Annotated in this window: 20 protein-coding genes, 1 pseudogene and 1 riboswitch; of the genes and pseudogenes, 12 read left to right on the top strand and 9 right to left on the bottom strand. The window is 39.2% G+C overall.

Annotation, left to right across the window (positions count from 1 at the left end):
- Window positions 1-107: 107 nt before the first annotated feature.
- From F938_RS17370 to yjgA, 8 genes and pseudogenes are all read left to right on the top strand, one after another.
- Window positions 108-1,166: pseudogene (locus tag F938_RS17370) on the top strand (RNA-guided endonuclease InsQ/TnpB family protein).
- Window positions 1,167-1,374: 208 nt separating this feature from the next.
- On the top strand, window positions 1,375-2,865 hold the full coding sequence (gene pcnB, locus F938_RS17365; protein WP_004824981.1) for a polynucleotide adenylyltransferase PcnB: 1,491 nt from the start codon (window positions 1,375-1,377) through the stop codon (window positions 2,863-2,865).
- Complete coding sequence (gene folK, locus F938_RS17360) at window positions 2,862-3,347, top strand: 2-amino-4-hydroxy-6-hydroxymethyldihydropteridine diphosphokinase (RefSeq protein ID WP_004824980.1); 486 nt, start codon at window positions 2,862-2,864, stop codon at window positions 3,345-3,347. Before pcnB ends, folK begins: the two co-directional genes overlap by 4 nt.
- A gap of 45 nt (window positions 3,348-3,392) precedes the next feature.
- The gene (gene panB, locus F938_RS17355; protein ID WP_005033852.1) at window positions 3,393-4,202 is read left to right on the top strand and encodes a 3-methyl-2-oxobutanoate hydroxymethyltransferase; all 810 of its coding nucleotides are present in this window, start codon (window positions 3,393-3,395) and stop codon (window positions 4,200-4,202) included.
- 3 nt (window positions 4,203-4,205) lie between these two features.
- On the top strand, window positions 4,206-5,051 hold the full coding sequence (gene panC, locus F938_RS17350) for a pantoate--beta-alanine ligase (RefSeq protein ID WP_004824978.1): 846 nt from the start codon (window positions 4,206-4,208) through the stop codon (window positions 5,049-5,051).
- A gap of 25 nt (window positions 5,052-5,076) precedes the next feature.
- A complete protein-coding gene (gene rapZ, locus F938_RS17345) occupies window positions 5,077-5,928 on the top strand; it encodes an RNase adapter RapZ (RefSeq protein ID WP_005033850.1) in 852 nt (283 codons plus the stop codon).
- Entirely contained in the window at window positions 5,925-6,194 is a 270-nt protein-coding gene (locus F938_RS17340; protein ID WP_004824976.1) for an HPr family phosphocarrier protein, read from the top strand. The genes rapZ and F938_RS17340 overlap by 4 nt, the downstream gene beginning before the upstream one ends.
- A 2-nt stretch (window positions 6,195-6,196) precedes the next feature.
- Entirely contained in the window at window positions 6,197-6,736 is a 540-nt protein-coding gene (yjgA, locus tag F938_RS17335) for a ribosome biogenesis factor YjgA (RefSeq protein WP_004824975.1), read from the top strand.
- Between the two features lie 318 nt (window positions 6,737-7,054).
- Here the strand turns inward: yjgA and F938_RS17330 are convergent, their stop codons facing one another.
- Window positions 7,055-7,675: a hypothetical protein gene (locus tag F938_RS17330; RefSeq protein WP_005033846.1), complete on the bottom strand. Its 621-nt coding sequence runs from the start codon at window positions 7,673-7,675 to the stop codon at window positions 7,055-7,057.
- A 138-nt stretch (window positions 7,676-7,813) separates the two neighbouring features.
- On the opposite strand from F938_RS17330, the gene baeS reads away from it, so the two are divergent.
- Window positions 7,814-9,547, top strand: a complete 1,734-nt coding sequence (baeS, locus tag F938_RS17325; RefSeq protein WP_005033843.1) for a sensor histidine kinase efflux regulator BaeS — start codon at window positions 7,814-7,816, stop codon at window positions 9,545-9,547.
- A gap of 15 nt (window positions 9,548-9,562) precedes the next feature.
- Window positions 9,563-10,249 carry a response regulator gene (locus tag F938_RS17320; RefSeq protein ID WP_004824972.1) on the top strand — a complete coding sequence of 229 codons (687 nt, stop codon included), beginning with the start codon at window positions 9,563-9,565 and terminating at the stop codon, window positions 10,247-10,249.
- A gap of 203 nt (window positions 10,250-10,452) precedes the next feature.
- Here F938_RS17320 and F938_RS17315 read toward each other — a convergent pair whose 3' ends face one another.
- The 8 genes from F938_RS17315 to F938_RS17280 all read right to left on the bottom strand — a co-directional run bounded on the left by F938_RS17315 (window position 10,453) and on the right by F938_RS17280 (window position 18,557).
- Window positions 10,453-10,833, bottom strand: a complete 381-nt coding sequence (locus tag F938_RS17315) for an MmcQ/YjbR family DNA-binding protein (RefSeq protein WP_004824971.1) — start codon at window positions 10,831-10,833, stop codon at window positions 10,453-10,455.
- A 21-nt stretch (window positions 10,834-10,854) separates the two neighbouring features.
- The gene (locus F938_RS17310; protein ID WP_005033839.1) at window positions 10,855-11,454 is read right to left on the bottom strand and encodes a L,D-transpeptidase family protein; all 600 of its coding nucleotides are present in this window, start codon (window positions 11,452-11,454) and stop codon (window positions 10,855-10,857) included.
- 155 nt (window positions 11,455-11,609) lie between these two features.
- Window positions 11,610-13,067 (bottom strand): protein adenylyltransferase SelO, encoded by a 1,458-nt coding sequence (locus F938_RS17305; RefSeq protein ID WP_010591079.1) that lies wholly within the window; start codon window positions 13,065-13,067, stop codon window positions 11,610-11,612.
- Window positions 13,068-13,145: 78 nt separating this feature from the next.
- Window positions 13,146-13,475, bottom strand: coding sequence for a DHCW motif cupin fold protein (locus F938_RS17300; RefSeq protein ID WP_005033833.1), 330 nt, complete (start codon window positions 13,473-13,475; stop codon window positions 13,146-13,148).
- A 109-nt stretch (window positions 13,476-13,584) separates the two neighbouring features.
- A complete protein-coding gene (locus F938_RS17295; protein WP_005033830.1) occupies window positions 13,585-14,748 on the bottom strand; it encodes an acyl-CoA desaturase in 1,164 nt (387 codons plus the stop codon).
- 357 nt (window positions 14,749-15,105) lie between these two features.
- Entirely contained in the window at window positions 15,106-15,828 is a 723-nt protein-coding gene (locus F938_RS17290; protein ID WP_005033828.1) for a glycerophosphodiester phosphodiesterase, read from the bottom strand.
- 176 nt (window positions 15,829-16,004) lie between these two features.
- The gene (locus tag F938_RS17285) at window positions 16,005-16,583 is read right to left on the bottom strand and encodes a cob(I)yrinic acid a,c-diamide adenosyltransferase (protein WP_005033827.1); all 579 of its coding nucleotides are present in this window, start codon (window positions 16,581-16,583) and stop codon (window positions 16,005-16,007) included.
- Window positions 16,584-16,691: 108 nt separating this feature from the next.
- The gene (locus F938_RS17280; RefSeq protein ID WP_005033825.1) at window positions 16,692-18,557 is read right to left on the bottom strand and encodes a TonB-dependent receptor plug domain-containing protein; all 1,866 of its coding nucleotides are present in this window, start codon (window positions 18,555-18,557) and stop codon (window positions 16,692-16,694) included.
- Between the two features lie 24 nt (window positions 18,558-18,581).
- Window positions 18,582-18,788: riboswitch (cobalamin riboswitch) on the bottom strand.
- A gap of 142 nt (window positions 18,789-18,930) precedes the next feature.
- Between F938_RS17280 and F938_RS17275 the strand changes: the two genes are divergently transcribed.
- Both F938_RS17275 and trpB read left to right on the top strand, forming a co-directional pair.
- Window positions 18,931-19,581 carry a phosphoribosylanthranilate isomerase gene (locus F938_RS17275; protein ID WP_005033821.1) on the top strand — a complete coding sequence of 217 codons (651 nt, stop codon included), beginning with the start codon at window positions 18,931-18,933 and terminating at the stop codon, window positions 19,579-19,581.
- Window positions 19,565-20,806, top strand: a complete 1,242-nt coding sequence (trpB, locus tag F938_RS17270; RefSeq protein ID WP_004824961.1) for a tryptophan synthase subunit beta — start codon at window positions 19,565-19,567, stop codon at window positions 20,804-20,806. Before F938_RS17275 ends, trpB begins: the two co-directional genes overlap by 17 nt.
- Window positions 20,807-20,911 lie beyond the last annotated feature (105 nt).

Below are 20,911 nucleotides of genomic sequence, written 5' to 3'. Positions count from 1 at the left end.
GGGTTTAGCCCGAGGATATAAGCGAATAGCGTAAACCATACGACATGAAATGTCGTTTTAATATAATAATATCATTTTTCATGAAAAGTTTTTGTTAATATAATGCTATGAAAACACTTAAATTACGTATAAAAGACAAACATTGCAAGGCACTAGACTAACTAGCGACCGAAGTCAATTTCGTCTGGAATTTCGTCAATGATTTGTGTTTCAAGCATCTACAACGCACACAACAATTCTTTTCAGCATACGACATTGCCAAGTACACCAAAGGCACATCAAAAGAATGTAATTTGCATAGTCAAACCATTCAAGCCATAACAGAAGAACTCATTACACGAAGAAAGCAATTCAAAAAAGCAAAATTAAAATGGCGTGTCAGTCATAAAAAATCAGCAAGGCGTTCACTCGGTTGGATACCATTCAAAAAGGTAGCAATCAAGTATGCCGATGGTTATGTGCAGTATGGTAAGCATCAATTCAGGCTTTGGGATAGTTACGAATTAAGCAAATACAATGTTAAAACAGGCTCGTTTGTGGAAGATGCCCGTGGTCGTTGGTATGTATGTTTAGTTGTAGAAGCTATTCCAATAATCAAATCAGAAGCTAAAACCTCAATAGGCATAGACTTAGGTTTGAAAGACTTAGCCACTTGTTCAGATGGCATAAAGCTCAAAGCACCTAAAATCTATCATGAATATGAACAAAAACTTGGCATTGCTCAACGAGCAAAAAATAACAAACGTGTCAAAGCAATTCACGCTAAGATTAAAAATATCCGTCAAAATATGCTGCATCAATTCAGCCGTAAATTGGTAAATGAACATGCAGCAATCTTCGTTGGCAATGTGAATGCCAAAGCACTCGCACAAACTAAATTAGCTAAATCAGTGCTAGATGCCAGTTGGACAACACTAAGAACAATGCTCAAGTATAAATGCGAGAACGCAGGAGTGTGGTTTGAAGAAGTCAATGAAGCGTATACCACCCAAACGTGTTCGTGCTGTAGCTCACGGCTCAGTAGTCCGAAAGGTAGGATGGGTCTTGGAATAAGAGAATGGCAGTGCATGGAGTGCGGTACGCTCCATGATCGAGATATAAACTCGGCAATGAATATTCTTGCGCTCGGACATGAGCGTCTCGCAGGAGGAATCACCCTCTTTTAAGGGAATGAGGATGTCAAAATCAAAGCTAAACGTCATTGATCTGAAATAAAGTATTGTTAAAAAACATGCAAGCTTAAAATTGAGATCAATCATTTAAGGATCACAATTTCAATGCAAGATTGCGAGAATCAAATTGCCCTTTAGCTGTGTAAGCGATATGATTAGCACAATTATGATTTTTACGTCCTGACGTAGGAGACAGTGTCTTTTGCAAACTTTGCGTGCGTCAAAGTGTGGATTATCCACCGCTCAATTACCTTCTTCCATTTTAGATGTTATTGATTCTTTAACCAAAGCTGGCTATGAGGCTTATATAGTCGGTGGAGGTGTGCGTGATTTAATGCTCGGCTTAAATCCGAAAGACTTCGATGCTGTGACCAATGCAACGCCATCGCAAGTCAAAGAAGTTTTCGGTCGTCGTTGTCGAATTATCGGTCGACGTTTTGAATTGGCACATGTCTATTCTGGTCGTGAATTGATTGAAGTCGCAACATTTCGTGCCCCACCCAAGAAAGCGATCACTTCGGCTCAAGGCATGATTCTGCGTGATAATAACTGGGGAACCATCGAGCAAGATTTTGCACGTCGCGATTTTTCTATCAATGCGATGTATTATCAACCACGTAAGGGTGAAGTGCTTGATTTTTGTAATGCCATTGATGATATAAAAACCAAAACTTTAAGATTATTGGGTGATCCGACTCTACGTTTTGAAGAAGATCCTGTACGTATGTTGCGTACATTGCGTTTTGCGGCAAAATTAAATTTCAGTATCGATCCTAAAATTTTAAAAATTTTTACCCAAGAGATGACGCAGCTTTTGCGTGATGTTTCTCCACACCGTTTATACGATGAATCACAAAAACTATTCACGATGGGACATTTACATCGTGTCATGCCAATGTTGATCGAGTTTGGTATTTGGAAACAATTATTTGCTGATATTAGCCCTGAAATTACTCAATTTATGGAGCGTGCAGCAAAAAATACTGACCAGCGAATTCAAATTGGCAAAACCATCAATCCTGCTTTTTTCTATGCCGTGTTACTTTGGAACAATTTTTTAGCACGTTGTGATTTTTATCAGGCTAAAGGTGTAGTTGCGGCAGAAGCCCGCGCACAAGCAGGTTTGGATGTTTTAAAACGACAAGCGACGCGGACCATTATCCCTCGATTTGCGGAGACGTTTATCCGTGAGGTTTGGGAAATGCAGACACGTCTGTTAAATCCAAAACCGCAACAAATTGAAGCGCTGTCAGGGCATGCGCGTTTCCGTGCTGGATTTGACTTTTTACTGTTAAGAGAAAAGTCTGGTGATTCGACGACCAACGGTATGGGGGCTTGGTGGGAAGCTTACCAAACCATGTCTAGTGATGAAAAAGAGCGTGCAATCAGTAGTTATAATCGTCAACGAGCAAAAAGCCGTAAAAAGTTAGCTGAATCTCCTGTTGTTGAAGAAGTGAAAACTGTTTCAACCGAGATTGAACCACTAGTCAAAGAACAAGAGTCACGTAGTCGCCGTTCTCGTCAAAAAGCCAATGCCAGCCATACTCCATCTGCAGCATCACATGATTTTAAAAGCAGAAATGACAGCAGAGCAGCAGTCAACAAAGGTGAAATTACAGCGGATCACCCGATCACCAAGCGTAGACGTGTACAACGTGATTTGAGCAAAGTGATCTTTGGACCAACGCAATGATGAATAAAACCTATATTGGTTTAGGCAGTAATTTGGGTGATTCAGAACAGATTTTGCGTGAAGCTGTTGAGCAGTTAAAACAATTGGGTGAGGTGAAGGTTTCCAAGCTTTACCACAGCCCACCCATGGGCCCACAAGATCAACCGCATTACCACAATGCAGTTGCCCAATTGTTAACCCATTTAGCGCCATTAGATTTATTAAATGAGTTGCAACGGATTGAAAATGAATCAGGTCGAGTGCGTTTACGCCATTGGGGTGAGCGGACTTTGGATTTAGATCTTTTGCTTTATGCTGAAAAAAACATTATAAATGAGCGACTCACAGTACCACATGTTGGTATTTTGCAGCGTGATTTTGTGGTGATTCCTTTATTAGACTTGGATACTGAGTTAAAGGTAAACGGACAATCATTACAAAACCTAGAACTTGTGCAACATTCAACATTGACTGTTTTGGCTGATCAAAGTTGGGCAGGCTGAACTGTTGGATGTGCTAAAGAACTCTCATTGATAGAGGATATCGTCATGATCAGTCTAAGTGATTTAAGACAATTTAAAACTCAGGGTCGTAAATTTTCATGCTTGACTTGCTACGATGCAAGTATGGCAAAAGGTATGGAAGTTGCCGAAATTGATACTATTTTAATTGGCGATTCTTTAGGGATGACCATTCAAGGGCATGATTCAACCTTGCCTGTTACGGTCGCGGATATGGCATATCATACTGCCGCTGTACGTCGTGCGAATCAGCATGCCTTTATTTTATGTGACCTCCCATTTATGAGTTATGCAACGCTCAATGATGCTTTAGTGAATGCTAAAACTGTCATGCAAGCAGGCGCGCAAATGGTTAAAATTGAGGGTGGTGCTTGGCTTGCAGAAACTGTACAAGTGCTGACACGAAATGGTATTCCGGTATGTGTACACTTAGGTTTAACACCTCAATCGGTACATGTTTTCGGTGGTTATAAACTTCAGGCAAAAACACGTGAAGCTGCAGATCAATTGATTGCAGACTGTAAAGCTGTGGTTGAAGCTGGTGCGGCAATATTACTGCTCGAATGTGTTCCGGCACAAATGGGTAAAGAAATTGCTGAATTATTCCCACATGTCCCTGTGATTGGTATTGGTGCTGGTGCTGATACAGATGGTCAGGTATTGGTTGTGCAAGATATGTTGGGTTTGACTTTTGGAAAAGTAGCACGTTTTGTACGCAACTTTATGACAGAGCAAACAGGTGAAACAGCAATTGTAGATGCATTCAAAGCATATCATCTTGCTGTGCAAGACAAATCTTTCCCTTCGAAAGAACATACTTTCCAAGTAGAGCTGTAAAAGATGAAAACAGAAACGACCATTCAAGGATTATCAGCATCACTGAATCCTGCTCGATCAGCGCGTAAAATCATTGGTTTTGTACCAACGATGGGGAATTTACATGAAGGTCATTTAAATCTGGTTCGTGAAGCACGTAAGTTGTGTGATGTGGTGGTAGTTAGTATTTTTGTCAATCCGATCCAATTCGGACCAAATGAAGACTTTGATAACTATCCTCGAACATTAGAGCATGACAGCCACTTATTGGCTGAAGTGGGATGCGATATTGTTTTTGCGCCATCTGTTGAGCAAATGTATGGTAAATATCCACGATTGACCAATATTAGTGTTGGTGAAATTACAGATGATTTATGTGGTTTACAACGTCCAGGTCATTTTGATGGCGTTGCTGTTGTGGTCACCAAGCTATTCAATATTGTACAACCCAATTTTGCATTCTTTGGGCAAAAAGATTATCAACAATTGGCTGTGATTAAACAGTTGGTTCGTGATTTGAATATGCCGATTGAAGTGATTGGTGTACCGATTGCTCGTGCTGAAGATGGTTTAGCTTTAAGTTCTCGTAATGGATATTTATCTGAGCAGGAACGCCAAACAGCCCCTGTTATCTTTAATTCTTTAACAACTGCTGCAGATGATCTACATGCGGGTAAAACACTTGTAAACGTGCTTCAACAGATTCGTCAAAGTCTGACTGATGCAGGATTAGTGGTGGATTATGTTGAAGCACGTAGCCCAACCTTACAAAAAGTTGAACAGTTCGACCAAGATGTTGTATTGTTTGTTGCAGCGAAATTAGGCAAAACCCGTCTGATTGACAATTTACAAGTGAAATATTCTGCATAAACTTTGCTTTTAGGATCGCTATGCCATGAAGCGTATACTTATCGTGACAGGACAATCTGGTTCAGGTAAATCCTCTGCTTTGCAGGTACTGGAAGATTTGGGTTATTACTGTATTGATAATTTGCCTCTGGCATTGCTTCCTGAAATTGTTGAAAAACTTGACCGAGAAAATAATTTAGAATTGTTAGCGCTAGGTGTAGATGTTCGTAGCGCAAAAGAAGATTTACAAGGTTTTGATGATGTTTTTCAACAAATACAAAAACATGGAAGTGTAGATGTTATTTATTTAACGACCCGTGATCAGGAGTTAATTTCACGTTTTAGTGCATCTCGACGTCCTCATCCGCTTTCAAATCGTTTTCAAAGTTTAAATGAATGTATCCAAGAAGAAAAAAATCTATTGTTGCCGATTCAACTGCGGGCAACAGCACATATTGATACCACTGACAAAAGTGTACATGATTTAAAAGATACCTTATTGTCCAAACTGGGACAGTCCGATAAACTAATTTTAATTTTGCAATCTTTTGGATATAAACATGGTATTCCATTAGATGCAGATTTTGTTTTTGATGTAAGGCATTTGCCTAATCCACATTGGGATTTAGAGTTGCGTAAATATTCGGGTTTGGATGAACCTGTGCGTAATTTTTTAGAAGCCAGCGAGCAAGCAAATGAGATGTATCAAGACATCTATCAGTTTTTAAATAAGTGGTTGCCTGCTTTTGCGGAAGGTCATCGTCACTATATTACAGTGTCAATTGGCTGTACGGGCGGTCAACATCGTTCGGTTTATATTGTGGATCGGTTGAAAAAGGCTCTTGAGTCGAAATGGACCATTCAAGTATTACATAGAGAAATGAAGCACTGGTCATGATTGACACAACTGTTGACGTAATTAATAAATTAGGGTTACATGCGCGTGCATCTGGAAAACTCATCGAAGTCACTACCAAATTTAAATGTTCTATTCAAATTGGGAAAGGTGACAAGTTGGTTGATGCCAAGAATATCCTTTCTTTACTTATGCTGGGAGCTGGTAAAGGAACAACCTTGCGTTTAGTGATTGACGGTGTAGATGAAGAAAAAGCTTTGTCTGAAGTTCAAGCACTTTTTGCAGATAAATTTTACGAGGCAGAATAATCGTGGCACGTCGTCCGCAACGTTTTACTGAAGATGATTTTGAGTCTTTAGAAGGGCGTGCAAGTAAAACCGAACAGAAAAAAGCTGTACAGCGTATGGCTGCTTTAGGTGAGCAACTCGCTGAGTTGTCAAAAAAACAAATTCAATCTTTACCTGTTGAAGAGCGCTTAATTGAGGCTTTATTAGATGTGCAGTTGATTACATCTTTTGAAGCGCGCCGTCGTCAATTTCAACGCATTGGAAAGCTTTTGCGTAATGAAGATGAAGCTGTAATTTTATCGTATTTAACGCCAAAACAAGGCGTTAAAAAGCTCGCACAGCTTGATCGTTGGGTTGAACGTATGATTGAACAACGTGACCCTGCAATTAAAGAGTTTTGTAAGTCTTATAATGCGGCAGAAGGGCATTCCTTACGTCAGCATGTATTACGTATTCACCGTGATATTACGCGTCAGGCTTCTGCTGAAGAATTAGCAGCTTCAAAACTGAAGTTGTTAAATTACGCGCAACAAGTGGCATTGATTTCAGACAATTCAAAGTAATTGAATCGCTAAAATAGAATAAACGATCCTAAAGGATCGTTTTTTTTATGAGAGATGAAATATGACTGATGCTTCGAGGAAAAATCCATTAGGGGGGTATTTATATAGCCAATCTGTTGAAAGCTCATACAGTAAAAACAATTTCTCTTGATCAATAAAATTAATGTGATGAATATATTGTTGAATGATTGAAATCAAATCACTTGTATGAAAAATCAGGCGTTTTATCTATAAAACAAAACCTGAATCTCAGTGCTGAGATTCAGGTTTTATGATCGGGATAATCAACAAGTTATGCCGTTTTATCCCACATATCTTTTATACTTTAGGTGGCATGGTCGGCATTGCACGGTCTGCTTTAAAATCGGGTTGAAATTTCACAACACATTGACCAGCTAAAGTTTTATCACCGATTTTCACTTGAATGGCTTTTCCATCAGTCTGACCAGCACAAGATTTTTGGATTGCATCCCATTGCGCTTTACGCTCTGCACGTTTTTGCGCAAATTCCTGCTGAATTTGAGCACGCTGTTCATCTGTCATATCTTTCATACGTGGTCCATCGTGACGCATCATACGTCCACGATCCTCTCCATCACGACGGAAATCATGTTTCATTTCTTTCATCGCTTTACGATCAGCTTTGAATACAATATTACATGTTCCATCAATACTTTGTTCACCAGCTTTGACCTGAACAGTTTGACCAATCGCTTTACCGTCACAGGCTTTTTGCATTTGCTGGCGCATCTCTTTATGTTGCGCACGCATTTTTTTCATTTCTTCACGTTGCTCAGGTGACATTTTATGATGTCCGCCATGCATCATTGGACGACCTTCTGGATCGTCTTTGGGACCTGGATTAGATTGACAGGCAGTTAAAGCCCCCATACTTAGAATACTTGCTGACAATAATGTGATTTTTGTGATCATTTTCATTGTTACTACTCCAATGAATGTTCTGTATATTTGTGGATACAGTAAAGATTAAATAATAATGATGTAGAAACAATGGAGAGTATTTTAAGCAAGTGTTGGGTACAATGTTGAAATGAGAAGAAAAACGAGAGATCAGTTTTGAAAATACGCCGAGTCCCCATCGCTTTACGTTTATTTCTCACGGTGTTGTTGACGACATTAGTCATCACGACAGTGAGTTTGAGTGTATTGCATTGGACCATGCAGAAAAACTTTGCCAGATATGTTGCTGATGTCGAAATGCAAAAACTTGATCATTTGATTGAGAATTTGGCAGATGTTTATGGTGTATATCAAGACTGGGGCAATGCAGTTCAGGCGCAAATTTTACAAATCGAAGGTGATGCTGCACCTGATGATTATGACAAGTTATCGCGGTGGTGGTTACGTCGTCAGTACGATATTGCTTTGCAGCAACGTTATTTTAAAGAACATACGATGATGGCAACTTTGGGGCAGACCGAAGGTGCTACGCCAAAATCCCAATTAGACAAAGAAGAAATAAAAATTCTTGAAGAAAACTTGCCTTCAGCCTACCAACCTTTTGAAGGTTTGAAATTTCCGCTCAGTTCAAATCAAAACTTATTTAAACCTTCTGATCGCAAAGCTAAGCCCCCGATGGACAAAGGACATATCGCGGGAGGTCACGAAAACCCTCCTGCTGAAGGAAAAGAATCGTCTATGCGTGATCCAATGCGTATGGTTAGTCCAAAAAATGGCAAGAAGATGTTTGTATCCATGCCAGACCGTTTAGGATTGAGTTCACGTCTTTCTTTATATGATGCCAAACATCAGTTTGTATTGGGTGAGCCTTCAGATGATCAAGTCTCTTATCGCCCAATTATTGTCAATGAACAAGTGGTGGGTTACTTAGGGCTTAAACCTGTTTTGGATGAAGATGATGCTTCGAGCATCAATTTCTTTAGTAGCCAAAAACGCTATTTGGTACTGATCTATATTTTTACATTTTTGTCGAGTTTGGTTGCAGCATTACTTTTAGCGACCTATTTTAAAACGCCAATTCAACGCTTACTTAATGGTACACGTGAACTCACCAAAGGTAATTTCCAGCATCAAGTTGCAATTAAACGAAATGATGAGCTTGGTGATTTATCAACAGAATTAAATCAATTGGCAGTGATTCTAGATCAGCATGAAACCTCTCGTCGACAATGGGTTGCAGATACTTCACATGAATTAAAAACACCATTGGCTGTATTACAAGCACAAATTGAAGCCATGCAGGATGGTATTCGTAAACCTACACCTGAACATTTTGCTGCGATGTTGCGTCAGGTGACGAGTTTGAAAAAACTCACTCAAGATTTGGCTGATTTAGCACAGGCAGAAGCACAGCAATTAAAATGTTATTTTGCAGAAGTTGATCCGTGGTCTGTGGTTTTGCAAGAGATTGATAATTTTAAACCAAAGTTTGAACAAGCCAATCTCAATGTCTCAGCAACAGGTGAGGGGGCGAAATTACAATTAGATATAGATCGCTTTAAGCAAATTATGGTCAACTTACTGGGAAATAGTATTCGTTATACTGAAGCGGGTGGTGAAGTTCAGGTACATACTGAACAAGACGCTGAATCTTGGAGTGTGATTGTGGATGACAGCCCGCTTGGCTTGAGTGATGAACAGATTGCACGTTTAGGAGAGCGATTCTATCGTGTTGATGATTCACGTACGCGTAGTACAGGTGGCACAGGATTAGGCTTGGCTTTATCTGGTAAAATTGCGCAAGCACTGGGTGGACAATTAACTTTTGATCATTCACCTTTAGGCGGTTTGCGTTGCAAATTGACATTTTCAAAACATACGAAAGTTTAAAAGGAATAGCACAACATGAAACATATCATGCTGGTAGAAGATGAAGTTGAACTTGCGCAATTGGTGCGGGATTATCTAGAAGCGGCAGGCTTTGAAGTCAGTATGTTTCATGATGGTCAAGAAGCCTATGAAAGCTTTCAACAACGTAAGCCAAGCCTCATGGTTTTGGACTTGATGGTTCCTCGTATGGATGGTCTCACGATCTGTCGTAAAGTGCGTGAACAAACCGATCTGCCGATCATTATGGTCACAGCGCGTACTGAAGAAATTGACCGTGTGTTGGGCTTAAATATGGGTGCTGATGACTACGTTTGTAAACCATTTAGTCCTAAGGAATTGGTTGCACGTGTACAAGCTGTGTTACGTCGTTTAGAACGTAAAGCTGAACCTGAAGCCAATGATTTATTCCGGATTGATAAAGCACAACAACGCATCTGGTATCAACAAAAATCGTTGAATTTAACACCAACTGAGTTTCGTCTTTTAGAGCTTTTCCTCGAACATTTGGGACAAGTCTATTCTAGAGCGCAACTTTTAGACCATATTAACCCAGATAGTTTTGATGTTGCAGACCGTGTTATTGATAGTCATATCAAGAACTTACGTCGTAAAATATCTGAAGCAGCGGAAACTGGAAATCGTCATGAATGGGTACAAGCTGTTTATGGCGTAGGCTATCGTTTTGAATATCCAGAAGATTAAGTTTTCGACATTTTAAGTTCATCGTTGTGGATAAACACAGGTTTATCCACAGATATTGTGGGTAAATGTTTATAAATGTAAAAAGTTATGTTTGAAAAATAAACATATAACTTGATATTTATTGATACATTCTAATTTTGACTGAATCGTGAATAGATAGAGGTTAGCTCTGTTGATCTAATGTGCGATCCAAAGCCCGCTAATTATTTAATATGTTGATAAACCGCCAATACCTGCTTTTGGGCTTTGGTCAGGCTCTTGCTCACAAGCTCATAAGAGCCTTCAACCAAGTCTTGAATCAGATCAGCACTGATCTGTTCGCCTTCATAGACTGAAATCCAATGACGTTTATTCATATGGTAGCCCACCTGAATCGAGGGGTAGAGATCTCTCAACATTTCGCTATGATCAGGTTCAACTTTTAAATTAATCAGTTTTTTGCCATGCAGTTCAGAGCCTAACATAAACATTTTTCCCATCACTTTAAAAACAGGAACATCCTCACCAAAAGGATAGTCAAGTTCGGATTTAGGCAAATGTGACGCAATCTTAAATGCTAAAGTTCGGATTTCTTCACCAGTCATTATGTTCTCTTTTTAATTCAATTATGGGTAAATGCGAATCATGGTTCCATCATCCACCAGTTTCCAGATTTCATCCATATCAACATTTCTAACGGCAATACAGCCCCATGTCCAGTCATTTCGAGGTAAATAGTTCATTAAACTCGGCATTTTCTCGATTTGTGAAGTGGTTGCAGAACCGTGAATCATAATATCACCACCCGCGGAAACACCGAGTCGTTTGGCTTGTGCGAGATCTTGCTGGTTTGGATAAGACACATGCAGAGATTTATAAAAGGCACTATTCGGATTGCGCCAATCTAAAATATATTGTCCCTCAGGTGTTTTTCCATCACCTTCTTGTACTTTATAACCTTGGGGGGTAAAGCCTAAGCGCATTGGATAGCTTTGAATTTTTTGATCATGGTGCATCAATTGGACAATGCGAGCAGACTTATAAACTTTAACCTCTGTAATCGGAGTGTTTTGACGAATAAGAGTGATGTCTTGCTGTGATAAATTTTTGACATGTATGGCAGCATTTGCTGTTGGAATAAATTGATTATATTTTTGATAGAACCATCCACCAGCGATCATCACAATGAAAATAGCAAAAATTGAAAAGAGATATTTTTTATTCATTTTAAATTACGAATGTTGTAAAGCAATGTATTGTCTAAATTTTACCCAAATTAAACTGGGAAGCTGTAGTTGAATTGTGATTGTGGATTTATCCTGTGGATAAACACATGGTTATCCACAGAAATTGTGGGTAAGTATGATTACTCAAAATAGACCTAAGATGAGCAACTCACCATAACTTCAGGTAAATCACTTGCTAAAGGAGCCAAATCTGCAGCGGTTTCTAAATCAGTTTGACGTGTAAAAGGTTGGCTGAGTAACTTAAATAAACGATCAACTTCAGAAAAATCATCACGCTCAGCCTGCTCAATGGCTTTTTGAGCCATATGATTTCTTAAGATATAAACTGGATTGGCAAGTTTCATATCAGCATCCAATTCATCTAAATCTTGATGTTCACGAATACTTTCATATTGAGTCAAAAATAATTCAAATTGATGGCGATCTAGGCAATCATCTTGAATGGCTTCATACTGCTTATTTTGTAAACGGATAAAGCTATTGGTATAGTCAAGCTGTTCGCTTTGTAAAATTTTTAAAAAGCTCATACCGCAGTCAAAGCTGTCTTTGTGAAAGTTTGGAAGCCCAAGTTTTTGACATAGCCCATCTGTATAGTGTTTAAGAAAGGTAGGTTCAAAATCTTCCAAGCATTCGACCAAATCCTGTTTAAATTTTTCTTTTGTTTCAGGTTGAGCAAGTGGAATTAAATGATTTAACCAGTTCCATAAGTTCCAATGTGCGATACTGGGTTGGTTTTGATAAGTGTAACGTCCATTGTAATCACTGTGGTTATTGATCCAGTTTGGACGGAATCGTTCCATAAAACCATAAGGACCAAAATCGAGAGTTGAACCTGTAATGTTTAAATTATCAGTATTCATCACCCCATGCGCAAAGCCAACCAGTTGCCACTTGGCAATCATGATGGCTGTATTTTGAATCACTTTGCGTGCAAAAGCCAAGATATGATTTTCAGTGCCTGCTTGCTGAAGCTCTAAACATTCAGGGTAGTGCCATTCGATACATTTTTGGGTGAATTCTGGCAATAGGTCAGGTTGGTATTGGTTGATCCATTCAAAATGCCCTAAACGAATGTGACAATCTGATGTACGTAACATCATTGCACCAAGTTCAAGCTTCTCTCGCTGAACACCTTGAGTTGATGAGGTAAAACCTACTGCATTACTTGATGGGACACCAAGCGAATTTAAGGCATGACCTGCCAAATACTCACGAATGACTGAGCGAAGTACAGCTCGTCCATCGCCCATGCGAGAGTAGGGCGTAGAGCCTGCGCCTTTTAAATGCAGATCAATGGTTTGATGATGACGATTGATAATTTGGGCAATCAACAAACCTCGCCCATCCCCCAATTGTCCAGCCCATTGACCAAACTGATGTCCTGCATAGACCATCGCTAAAGGATGGAATTCTGGGAATGTTTTTTGTCCACTGCAAATCTCCACCCACTGTGCTTTTTCTTCATCCGACCATTGTAATTCATCAGCAAGTGTAAGATTAAAATGTCCTGCTTTTACACCTTTAAGCGGGTTGGGCATTTGCTCATGGTATAGTTTTGGATTCAACGTGGGATAACGAGGATTGAAGTACATAACAGTTGATCGCAATGGATAAATCATGACTTGATCAATATAGCAAAATTTTAATGCTGTGGGAGAATGTCGACTAATTTAGTCGACAATAAATAACTTTGCGCCTGATGTGGTTGAAGAACGATGTGCTTCCGCTTGATCTGCAACTTGATAACTCATACCAGCGGTTAAAGTAAATGTACGTCCATCGTCAAGTTCTGTATATAACTCACCCTCTAAACAAAAAAGGATATGACCTTTCAAGCACCAGTGATCTGCTAAATATCCTGCTGAGTACTCGACCATTCGAACACGAATTTGATCAAATTGTTGAGTTCGCCAAAGTGCAAAACCTTGTTCACCTTGGTGACGGGTGGTCGGAATCTCTGTCCAGTTGGTGATGCCAAAAGGGATATTATTGATCTGCATGTCAGTTGCTCGGTTTAGATTTAGATGGTTATAAAAATTAGGCAAAAGAAAAGCTCCAGTTGGAGCTTTTCTATTTATGTGGATTTTTACTGATTTGATGATTGATAGATTAAGAAACAACGTTCTTTTTAATACCGCGCATCAATGTTTCTAAACGCTCACGGTGGAAAGCCAATTTTTGCTCAACCAACTGAAAATCAACTTTAAGTTTGACATCCATTTGGTGAATTTTTTCCGCAACCGAGGCTTTTTTAGCTTGTAACTCTTGCTCTTTTAAAGCTGCCCAATCGTTTAATGTATGGGTGAAAGCTTCATATTCTTGAGAGACTTTTTGTTTCATTGCTAAAATGTCAGCATTTACATTGTGACCGTAAATTGCTAAGTCCTGTTCAGCATATTTAAACTTCATTGCTAATTCTGCTTTTTTAATATTAAAGCTCGGAATACGACGAAGATTTTTTGCTAAACCAATTTTAGAGCATGACCAAATCAACCATTTCGTCGGGTCATATTGCCACCATTTCACGCCATTACGATAATCGTATTGGAAAATATGATGGTAGTTATGATAACCCTCTCCCCATGTCGCAATGGCAAGCAGGAAGTTATCACGTGCAGTATTTTCGTCTGTATAAGGACGTTTGCCCCACATATGACATAAAGAGTTAATAAAGAAGGTTACATGGTGGCTAATGATTAAGCGGAGTAAACCACCTAAGAGCAATACGCCCCAGATGTCACCTACAGCCCAACCCAATGGAAGGAGAATAGCTGCATGAACTGCAATGACCAATGGAATGTAATATTTGTCTTGGAACATCACCACTTTATCATTTAACAAATCTGGTGCATTTTTATAGTTTGATTCAGCAGCAGGATAGTTACGTAACATCCAGCCAATGTGTGCATACCAAAAGCCATTGTTAATTGAATATGGATCTTGATCAACATCGTCTACGTGACGGTGATGAGTACGGTGACCTGAAGCCCAGAACAAAATACTGTTTTGAACAGCAAATGTTCCCATAATCATCAGAATAATTTTAAGAGGTAAAGTCGCTTCATAAGCACGGTGTGCCCACAAGCGATGATAACCCGCAGTAATGCCTAAACTACTGAGGCCGAGTAAAACGAATAAACTAATCCAAGCTGCCATACTAAAATCATGATGGTAGGCATACAATGGAATCGCAATTAATGCCACAAGTGGTAAGAATACCAGAGCAAAAACACCGATCCAATTTATTGGGGCTTTGGGTAGGGGAGCATTCATCTCCAACAGCACTCCTAAGAACCTTCATTAGGTAAAGTTAAACGCATAGCTTCAGCATTTTTCTAGGCTATACTATTCACGAATAGTATCATGAGCGAACAGATGTTCACTAGTATTAGTGTACATCTGTATTGTATAAAACAGTAACAGAATAAAACACAGATTTTAGCGATTTGATCGAAAAAAATGAATGATTAAAAAGTCGTACTTGATTGTCAAAAGTGTGTAAAAAAATTTACCCAGAATAAGTGCCACAACTTCATACTTGGTCGTGACTGAATCCAAGAAAGTTATGAGTTAAATCACTTCCAACACTATAAAGAAAATCCGATTTTATGCGACTCAATTTATTTTAAATTATTGCAATTGACCTAATGCATCTTGCATCATTTTTGGAAAGTCTGTTATTAATCCTTGGATACCTAAATCACGTAAATGTTGAGCACGTTGAATATCATTCACTGTCCAAACGCTGATATTCAAACCTGCTGCTTGAGTCGCTTGAACTATTGCATCGCTTGCCAACTGATTCATCCAGCCAATTTGGCAACAACCCAGTTCTAATGCCTGTTCAATGGCTTGTTCCTGAATGTCCTCTTCAATCAGTAAACCACGTTTAAATTCTGATTTTTGTTGTTGTAAAGCGTGGTGTATTTTTAAGTCAAAACTGGTAATGACCGCCGTATGTTTAAAATCTTTGAGCTGTTTCTGTAATTCAACAGTGAGCTTTTCAGCATCTTGTACGGTTTCAACAGCCTTTACTTCAACTTCAATATGTTCAAAATCATGCATGATATTTAAACTTTGCCTCAAAGTCGGTGTCATTTGTTTTTCCCAATCCATCCAGATATTGGCTTGGTTAAACGATGCGAGTTGTGCGCTGTCTAAAGGGTAAAGTGGTTGATCAATTCCTGTGGTTCTTAAGAAATTATCGTCATGCATGATAATGAGTTCATCATCTTTTAATTGTCGCACATCAAACTCAACCGCACGGATACCTAAGTCATGAATATATTGAAAGCCACCCAAGGTGTTTTCAGGTGCTTCGCCACGTGCACCACGATGTCCGATAATTCTCATAGAATAAACTCGATATTCAGATCATCGATCTCATCATAGAAGCCTAACCATTAGATTATTTTGACTGATGACGAAACTTTAATCTTTAACTGAAAATTTGTGTTTAGTCCTATTCTTTCAGTAGGACTAAACATGATCATACTGTCAAAAAATCATAGATGAATGGTCAAAGATAGTTAAATTGTATCGTTGATGTTCTTTTGCCAAAGCACTTCACTACCACCTTCTGCACGTTGTAATGTACGAGAGGCAACAAAAAACCAATCTGACAAGCGATTGAGTAATTGTAAGGCTGTGGCTTGAATATTTTGGTCTCTGCTATGCACAGTCATGAGGCTACGTTCAGCACGGCGACATACTGCACGTGCTTGATGAGCATAACTGCATGCCAAGGTGCCTGATGGAAGAATAAACTCTTTTAGCATCGGCAAATCTTCATTCATTTTATCAATTTCATTTTCAAGAAATTCCACACAAACAGGTTGCAGCAAGTTGTAGTTGGGAATACAGACTTCACCCCCCAAATCAAACAGCCAGTGTTGAACTAAACTGAGCGATTTGTCCCAATGGGCTTTATCCGTAATATCACTGATTGAGATTTGTGAACGTAATACACCTATGATCGAATTGAGTTCATCCACATCACCTAAAGCGGTAATACGTAAGTCATCTTTAGGTACACGAGAGCCATCTCCTAATCCAGTGGTTCCCGAATCACCTGTACGGGTGTAAATTTTACTTAAGCGATGTCCCATGATTTTGTCCTAGATAAAAATGAAAAGCTAAAGAATAAAAAAGGATAATGTCGGTCAAAACATTATCCATAAACTGCGCTGTTTTAGATATTTTTTTGAGTCTAGCTTTTAGTAACGGAAAGTTACCCCAACCGAAGCTTGGCGACCATTATTGATATACCAATCTTGTGATGGATAATTATTGAAAACTTCACGATATTCAACATCACCCACATTTTGAATGTTGGTAAAGACTTTAACATTTGGTGTTGCGTTCCAATAAGCGTTTAAGTCTACAGTTGCATAACCAGGAACACGAGTTTTATTGACCGCATCTGCATAAGCTTTCGCCCGTGCAATGAGTGAAGCGCTAATACCATAATTAGTATTTTCTAAACCCGTGGTGAGCGTTAAAGTCTGACGGGGACGATAAGCAATTTCATTACCATCTTTGTCATTCTCTGTCTTCACATAAGCATATGCGGTAGAGAGGAACAAATCATCTTGATGCCATTTAACTTCAGCTTCACCACCGGTAAATTTAGCTTGATCAATGTTCTCATTACCCGCAGGATAATTGTAAACAATCAAGTTTTTGATTCTAGTGTGATAAGCAGAAATATTTGTGCTGATGTTTGATGTTAAATCATAATCAAAGCCCAGTTCATAAGAGGTACTTTCTTCAGGCTCTAACTTCTCATTACCACCCCATTGTGAATATAACTCATTTAAGGTTGGCGCACGGAAAGCGCTTCCGATATTGGCATATACACTTGCATTCGGTAAGAAATGATAACGTACGGCACCTTGTCCTACAGTATGCGTACCAAAACGCTCATTATCTTCTACACGAATACCAGCTTGGGTATCAAACAACTCATTTTTGAATTGGTGTTGTAAATAGTAACCTGTGCTATTTACACTTTGATCATTTTTTAAGATGGTATTACTTTTATAGTTCGCATCATTATATGTTGCACCAACCAAGACATTTTGATTTGGTGTAAACTTCCATTTTAAGTTTAAATCACCCTGATTATTCTCTGTGTTGTAATGCGATGCATAAGCTGGAACATTTTGTTTGTCTTGAACATTGGAATATTGTGCATTTACGATCAGTTCAGGCAAAATATTATAAGAGACTTTGGCATTGATCACACGATTTTCAAATTCACGTGGTGATGTGTTGACAATGTAATCATTACTAAAAATATTTGTACCTTTGTTTTCACTGATTGATGCGTAAGCATCCACGATATCTTCTTGTGAATAACCAAATTTTGCATTATAGCCCTTTTGATCAAAGCTTGCTTTTTCATTTTTTGGTTGGCTTTCAAAAATACGTGTACCGTCACTTTCTAAACGTTGTCCACCGACTTGTGCATAAAAGCCTTGATCAGTCACTAGGTCTGCTTTTGCAATCGCTTTGTAAGTATTATTTTCACCATAGATACCTGTTAATTCTGCTCCAGATTTAACTGGTTTTTTTGAAATAAGCTGAACAACACCACCGATGGCATCACTACCATATTGCACTGAAGCTGGACCTTTCAATATTTCAATCTGTTGAACATCAGTTGTATCCAAGAAAGCAGGATATAAAGGACCAAGTTCATTTTGACTGTTTAAACGAGCACCGTCTTTTAAAACCAATGTATGTACTGCTTTAGTACCACGAAGAGCAATTTCTGAAACTTGTCCAATACCACCACTTTGTTTAATGTAAACAGCAGGATCTCTTTGGATGACATCTGAAACATTCAGTAATGGGTTTTGTTCAATTGTTTTTTGATCAATTACAGTAAGTCGAACAGGAATATTTTTTAGACTTTCTTCTGAACGAGTGGCTGTCACAACAATCGGTGACAAGGATGCTATCGAATTAGAAGTCTGGTCTTGCTGTTCAGCAAATGCAGCAGAAGATAACCCCATCGCAATAGCGACAGCACCTACAAGCGCTGTAGGTTTAAAAATAACAGACATGATACGCTCCATACATTCACTCCCCGTGAATGATTGAGTTTAAGGGCACAACAAGCTGGTATCCGGACTTAAATATAGAATCTAAAACAATTCAGATTATTCCACCTTCCCACAAAATATTGCAGTGGTGTAAGCCATGAGACTTATAAAGAATAATATTTTCATTTTACCGTTGCGGGGGCAGTGTTGGATTTTCACCAACTTCCCAAAGCCTAAAGCTAGACTTGTTGCATTTGTGTGCAGTATAAAGTTTGTTAAGTGTATAAACAATGTAAAACAGATAATCCTATATAACTTTAACGCAAGTGAAGGAATTTGCTTTACAATGATTTGTCCAAAATATTGAAAAAATCAGTTTGATCTAAACAAATTCGAGTTCAAAACTATGCGTACCCGTGCCAAAATTTGTGGAATTACACGACCACAGGATATTCATGCTGCCGTAAATGCAGGTGTGGATGCGATTGGTTTTGTGTTTTATGAACCCAGCCCACGTTACGTGACAATTGAACAAGCACAACAACTCGCGCAACTCATTCCACCCTATATCAGTATTGTGGGCTTGTTTGTGAATGCCAGTGCAGAAGATATTGCACTAGTCTTAGCATCTGTCCCTTTAGATATTATTCAATTTCATGGGGATGAAACTGCACAACAATGCCAACAGATTGCCCAATATAATAAGCGTCGTTGGTATAAAGCAATTCAGATCAAACCTGACGCAGACAATTCAGCAATTATTACGACAATTCGACCATACCAACAGGCAGGCGCGAGTGCTATGCTTTTAGATGCATGGCATCCTGAATTGAAAGGGGGAACAGGGCACAGTTTTGATTGGTCGCAATTCCCTAAACTTGATATTCCTTTGATTTTGGCAGGTGGTTTAAAGCCTGAAAATGTTGAAAACGCCATACAAACGACTCAAGCCTATGCAGTCGATGTGAGCGGAGGCGTAGAGTCCGCAAAAGGTATTAAAGACCAACAACTCGTAGAACGATTTATGCAAGGAGTCCAACGTGGATCAGCAAAGTAATCAACAAAATAGTGTGATTGACTATACCCAATTCCCAGATCAAAACGGGCATTTTGGTATCCATGGCGGACGTTTTGTGTCAGAAACTTTAATGGCAGCTTTAGAGGATTTAGAGAAGCTCTATTTCCGTATGAAAGATGATGCTCAGTTTTTGGCAGAATTCGACCGTGATCTCGCTTATTATGTAGGACGCCCTAGTCCTTTGTATTATGCTGAACGATGGTCGAAAGAGTTGGGTGGTGCGCAGATTTATCTTAAACGTGAAGACTTGAATCATACAGGCTCGCACAAGGTCAACAATACCATCGGTCAGGCATTATTGGCGAAGCTTTCTGGAAAGAAACGTATTATTGCAGAAACAGGTGCGGGGCAACATGGTGTTGCAACAGCAACCATCGCAGCACGTTTAGGTCTCGAATGCGTTGTCTTTATGGGTGCTGAAGATGTTAAACGTCAGGCGATGAATGTCTATCGTATGCGTTTGCTCGGAGCAACTGTTGTTCCTGTAGAAAGTGGCTCTAAAACATTAAAAGATGCCATGAACGAAGCAATGCGAGATTGGGTCACCAATGTTGACTCAACTTATTATGTCATTGGTACAGTTGCAGGTCCGCATCCGTATCCACAATTGGTACGTGATTTTCAGTCGATTATAGGTCGTGAAGCACGTCAACAAATTCAACAGCAGGCAGGTCGTTTACCTGATGCCTTGGTTGCATGTGTGGGTGGTGGTTCAAATGCGATGGGCTTGTTCTACCCATTCTTAAATGATCCAGATGTGAAAATGTATGGCGTTGAAGCTGCTGGTCTGGGTGTAGAAACAGGTAAACATTCAGCACCACTTAATGCAGGTCACGTTGGTGTTCTACATGGTAACCGAACTTACTTAATGTCTGATGAACAAGGTCAAATTATTGAAACACATTCAATTTCAGCTGGTTTGGACTATCCAGGTGTAGGACCTGAACATAGTTTCTTGAAAGATATGCATCGTGTAAATTATGTGCCAATTAACGATACAGAAGCTTTACAAGGTTTCCGTGATTTGACCCATATTGAAGGAATTATTCCTGCATTGGAAAGTTCACATGCGATGGCTTATGTCACTAAGCTGGCACCAACGATGTCAAAAGATCAAATTATTATCGCAACTGTATCAGGTCGTGGTGATAAAGATTTAATGACTGTGGCGCGTATTGATGGTGTGGAAATGGTGGAAATGTAATTCATCATTTTTATTTGGAAAGCCTCTTTTATAAGGGGCTTTTTTATATCTTGATGATAAGCACTCTATACACAGTATTTGGAATTTACGTTCTTTTGCGCAAAA

The sequence above is a fragment of the Acinetobacter bereziniae LMG 1003 = CIP 70.12 genome, assembly GCF_000368925.1.
Classification (GTDB): domain Bacteria; phylum Pseudomonadota; class Gammaproteobacteria; order Pseudomonadales; family Moraxellaceae; genus Acinetobacter; species Acinetobacter bereziniae.
This window is presented reverse-complemented; position numbering and strand designations above follow the sequence as displayed.

Coding starts and splice junctions, on each gene's coding strand:
- folK (WP_004824980.1), top strand. CDS start 2,862: ATGATGAATAAAACCTATATTGGTTTAGGCAGTAATTTGGGTGATTCA.
- panB (WP_005033852.1), top strand. CDS start 3,393: ATGATCAGTCTAAGTGATTTAAGACAATTTAAAACTCAGGGTCGTAAA.
- panC (WP_004824978.1), top strand. CDS start 4,206: ATGAAAACAGAAACGACCATTCAAGGATTATCAGCATCACTGAATCCT.
- rapZ (WP_005033850.1), top strand. CDS start 5,077: ATGAAGCGTATACTTATCGTGACAGGACAATCTGGTTCAGGTAAATCC.
- F938_RS17340 (WP_004824976.1), top strand. CDS start 5,925: ATGATTGACACAACTGTTGACGTAATTAATAAATTAGGGTTACATGCG.
- F938_RS17330 (WP_005033846.1), bottom strand. CDS start 7,675: ATGAAAATGATCACAAAAATCACATTATTGTCAGCAAGTATTCTAAGT.
- F938_RS17320 (WP_004824972.1), top strand. CDS start 9,563: ATGAAACATATCATGCTGGTAGAAGATGAAGTTGAACTTGCGCAATTG.
- F938_RS17315 (WP_004824971.1), bottom strand. CDS start 10,833: ATGACTGGTGAAGAAATCCGAACTTTAGCATTTAAGATTGCGTCACAT.
- F938_RS17310 (WP_005033839.1), bottom strand. CDS start 11,454: ATGAATAAAAAATATCTCTTTTCAATTTTTGCTATTTTCATTGTGATG.
- F938_RS17305 (WP_010591079.1), bottom strand. CDS start 13,067: ATGTACTTCAATCCTCGTTATCCCACGTTGAATCCAAAACTATACCAT.
- F938_RS17300 (WP_005033833.1), bottom strand. CDS start 13,475: ATGCAGATCAATAATATCCCTTTTGGCATCACCAACTGGACAGAGATT.
- F938_RS17295 (WP_005033830.1), bottom strand. CDS start 14,748: ATGAATGCTCCCCTACCCAAAGCCCCAATAAATTGGATCGGTGTTTTT.
- F938_RS17290 (WP_005033828.1), bottom strand. CDS start 15,828: ATGAGAATTATCGGACATCGTGGTGCACGTGGCGAAGCACCTGAAAAC.
- F938_RS17285 (WP_005033827.1), bottom strand. CDS start 16,583: ATGGGACATCGCTTAAGTAAAATTTACACCCGTACAGGTGATTCGGGA.
- F938_RS17280 (WP_005033825.1), bottom strand. CDS start 18,557: ATGGAGCGTATCATGTCTGTTATTTTTAAACCTACAGCGCTTGTAGGT.
- F938_RS17275 (WP_005033821.1), top strand. CDS start 18,931: ATGCGTACCCGTGCCAAAATTTGTGGAATTACACGACCACAGGATATT.